Below are 3,320 nucleotides of genomic sequence, written 5' to 3'. Positions count from 1 at the left end.
GGCTTGCTCGCGAAAGCGGTGGGTCATTCAACAAACAAGTTGGCTGGCATGGCCCCTTCGCGAGCAAGCCCGCTCCCACATTAGAACCGTGGCGTTTTCCAAAATACAAAGATCGACAGGGAGTCATCGATGTCATTCACCGAACCCGCAGGACGACAGGGTAGCCCCGACTATCGCTGGGCACAGGGCGAGCGCGAACCATGGCTGGCGCAAGCCGCGACCATCGATGCCGAGGTCGCGCAATATTTTCTGGTCAGTGCCCGCTGCGGTTGCTTCATGCAGGCCGCGCGCAGCCTCAACGTGCGCTCGACCTTGCTGCGCAAGCAGTTGGCGCAGCTTGAGCAGGAACTGCAGCACTCGCTGTTCAGCTTTCAGGGCAGCGCCCTGAGCCTGACCCGTGAAGGTCAGCAGTTGCAGGCGCAACTGGTGGCGCTGGCCCACGAACGCAAACTGCCGGTGGTCGAGCAGCCACTGGTGCGTTTGGCGGTAGCCGAATCGATCCTGCATGACATCCTCGGTCGCGACCTGATCGCGTTGCTGCGGCGCAATGCCAGCGTGCGCCTGGAGATCATTGCGCTGGACAGCGAACTGGCGCTGCGAGCGGTCAGTGCCGACGTGGTGCTGTGGCTGGCTCACGGCGAAACCTCCAGCCCCGGCCCGACCTTCGCCACCAGTCAGCCGCAGGCCCTGGCGCGTCTGGATTACCTGCCGCACATCGCCAAACGCTATTCCCGCGTCACCGCGCGCCCGGCGAGTGCCGACGACCTCAGCGATTTCATGCTGGTGCAATGGCAGCACGACCGGCAGATCGACAGCTTTCGACCGTGGAATGAACTGGTCGAACAACGTCTGGCGGGCGTGGTGCAGATGCAATCCTATGAGCTGATGCTGGAAATGATCCGCTGCAGCGCTTGCATCGGGTTGCTGCCGGCGTACATGAGCCGTTTCGATCGCGGGCTGATTGCGCTGCCGGGGTTGTTTGACGAGCCGATGCAGTTGCAGGCATGGCTGGCGGTCAACGCTGATTCCCTGAACGTCGCCGAGGTGCAAACCCTGGTCGAGCTGATCCAGCACACCTTCAATGAGCGCCAGGAGTGGTTTCAGACCTGACCAATCCTTCCAACACCCCCAATCCCCTGTGGGAGCGAGCTTGCTCGCGAAGGCGGTGTGTCAGGTGACAGAGATGTTGAATTTCAGACCGCTTTCGCGAGCAAGCCCGCTCCCACATTTTGATATTCGCCAGCCAGACGCTCAACGGTTTAGAGTAAGCGGCCACACATCGATCCAGGAAGGATCCGCCATGCCCGACCACAACCCCGCCATCACCCTCGAACGCTTCAACGAATCCCATATCGAGGCCGTTACCGCGCTGTACAACGATCCGGCCGTGACCCGGCAGGTGTTGCAGATGCCGTTTCAGTCCACCGAGATCTGGCGCCAACGGCTGCTGGCGGAGAACGAGCGGATGGTCAAACTGGTGGCGCTGCATCAGGGCGCGGTGGTCGGTCATCTCGGGCTGGAAAACTATTCGCGGATTCGCCGCGCGCACGCCGGCAGTGTCGGTATGGCGGTCGCCGTGGCCTGGCAGGGCAAGGGTGTCGGGTCGAAACTGCTGGCGGCGGCGCTGGACGTCGCCGACAACTGGATGAACCTGCACCGGGTCGAACTCTCGGTGTACGCCGACAACGAGGCGGCTATCGGTCTGTACCGCAAGTTCGGCTTCGAGAACGAAGGCCTGTTTCGTGACTACGCCGTGCGCGACGGGCAATGGGTCGACACCCTGAGCATGGCCCGTCTGCGTCGTCGATAAGCCAAAAAATCCTGTGGGAGTCAGTTGCCCAGAGCGAACGCCACCGCCGACTGCGCATGCAGCTCGGTGGTGTCGAGCAGGGGCAGGGCGCTGTGTTCGGGTTTGACCAGCAGGCCGATTTCCGTGCAGCCGAGGATGATCGCCTGGGCGCCGCGCGCGGTCAGCGCTTCGATCACCCGTTGATAGATTTTGCGTGATTCGTCACTGATCACCCCGACGCACAGTTCGTCGTAGATGATCCGGTGCACGTCCTTGCGCTCGGCGTCGTCCGGCACCAGTACCGTCAGACCCTGCGCAATCAGGCGCTGCTTGAGAAAATCCTGCTCCATGGTGAACGCCGTGCCGAGCAGACCGACCGTGCGCGCATCGATGGCCAATGCTGCCTGCGCCGCCGGTTCGGCGATGTGCAGGAACGGAATGCTGATCGCTGCCTGAATCTGCGCCGCTACCTTGTGCATGGTGTTGGTACACAGCACCACGCATTCGGCGCCGCCGGCCTCGAGCCTGCGCGCGGCATCCACCAGAATCGCCGCTGCGTCGTCCCAGCGCCCGGCGTGCTGGGCCTGTTCGACCGGGCCGAAGTCGACGCTGTACATCAGGATTTGCGCCGAGCGCAGCGAGCCGAGCCGGTCACGAACCTGTTGATTGATGAGACGATAATATTCCGCGCTGGATTCCCAGCTCATGCCGCCGATCAGGCCGATGGTGCGCATTGAAACTCCTCGAACAATGGCCCGTATTGGAAAAGTCGGGCTCCGGCCGAGTGTCCATCGGTTCAATGACGGATGCCAGTACAAAGCAACTGTACCGTTGATCCTGTTGCCAAGTGTCCCGGTGCCGGCGATCGAGGTTTAACGTACGCCGGCGCCTCGATCTGTCACTATCGACTATCGCAGGCTCTCCCCGAGGAACGTACCGATGAACGACGTACAACAACTGGGCGAAATGCTTCGTCACTATGCCGAGAGTGAAGCGCACAAGAAGCAATTGTTCGAAACGCAGTCACAGGCGTGGGCCAGCCGCATCACCGAGCTGTTCGGCCAGATCCAGCAATGGCTGGAACCGGTGCAGGCACCGAACCTGCTGGAGGTGAGCCGCGAGGCTTACGTCGCATTCGGGCCGAGCACGCCGGTGGAAACCTCGACCTTCAAGACCGAGAAACTGAGCATCGTGATCGCCGGCAAAGCGGTGGAGTTCGTGCCAGACGTGATGGGCAGCGCCGGGCAGATTTCCCTGGCGGTGATGGGCCTGACGGCGGCGCGTTACGGCAGCATTTCGCTGGTCGGGCTGCCGAACGGCGAGTGGCAATGGCGCAAGACCAATGGCCTGAAGGATCCGGACACCTTCGTGTTTGATGCGGACTTTCTCGCACAGCAGTTGCAGAGCCTGATTCCGCGCGATCGCAGCTGATATCAGGGCTTCACCCATTTCCCATTGTGGGAGCGGGCTTGCTCGCGAAGGCGGCAGCCCATTCGACATTGATGGCGACTGATAGACCGCTTTCGCGAGC

Annotated in this window: 4 protein-coding genes; 3 read left to right on the top strand and 1 reads right to left on the bottom strand. The window is 62.0% G+C overall.

The window, feature by feature from the left end; translation table 11 throughout:
- Positions 1–129 precede the first annotated feature (129 nt).
- Positions 130–1,110 (top strand): LysR family transcriptional regulator, encoded by a 981-nt coding sequence (locus QMX91_RS29985; RefSeq protein WP_282413822.1) that lies wholly within the window; start codon positions 130–132, stop codon positions 1,108–1,110.
- 190 nt (positions 1,111–1,300) lie between these two features.
- On the top strand, positions 1,301–1,810 hold the full coding sequence (locus QMX91_RS29980; RefSeq protein WP_098963904.1) for a GNAT family N-acetyltransferase: 510 nt from the start codon (positions 1,301–1,303) through the stop codon (positions 1,808–1,810).
- A gap of 20 nt (positions 1,811–1,830) precedes the next feature.
- Here the strand turns inward: QMX91_RS29980 and QMX91_RS29975 are convergent, their stop codons facing one another.
- Positions 1,831–2,523 carry an aspartate/glutamate racemase family protein gene (locus tag QMX91_RS29975; RefSeq protein WP_098963905.1) on the bottom strand — a complete coding sequence of 231 codons (693 nt, stop codon included), beginning with the start codon at positions 2,521–2,523 and terminating at the stop codon, positions 1,831–1,833.
- Positions 2,524–2,728: 205 nt separating this feature from the next.
- On the opposite strand from QMX91_RS29975, the gene QMX91_RS29970 reads away from it, so the two are divergent.
- The gene (locus tag QMX91_RS29970; RefSeq protein ID WP_223008521.1) at positions 2,729–3,220 is read left to right on the top strand and encodes a hypothetical protein; all 492 of its coding nucleotides are present in this window, start codon (positions 2,729–2,731) and stop codon (positions 3,218–3,220) included.
- The last annotated feature ends 100 nt before the right edge of the window (positions 3,221–3,320 follow it).

It is taken from the genome of Pseudomonas sp. PS01299 (assembly GCF_029960145.1).
Taxonomy (GTDB): domain Bacteria; phylum Pseudomonadota; class Gammaproteobacteria; order Pseudomonadales; family Pseudomonadaceae; genus Aquipseudomonas; species Aquipseudomonas putida_A.
The sequence above is the reverse complement of the archived record's forward strand: the minus strand, read 5'-3'. Positions and strand labels throughout refer to the sequence as shown.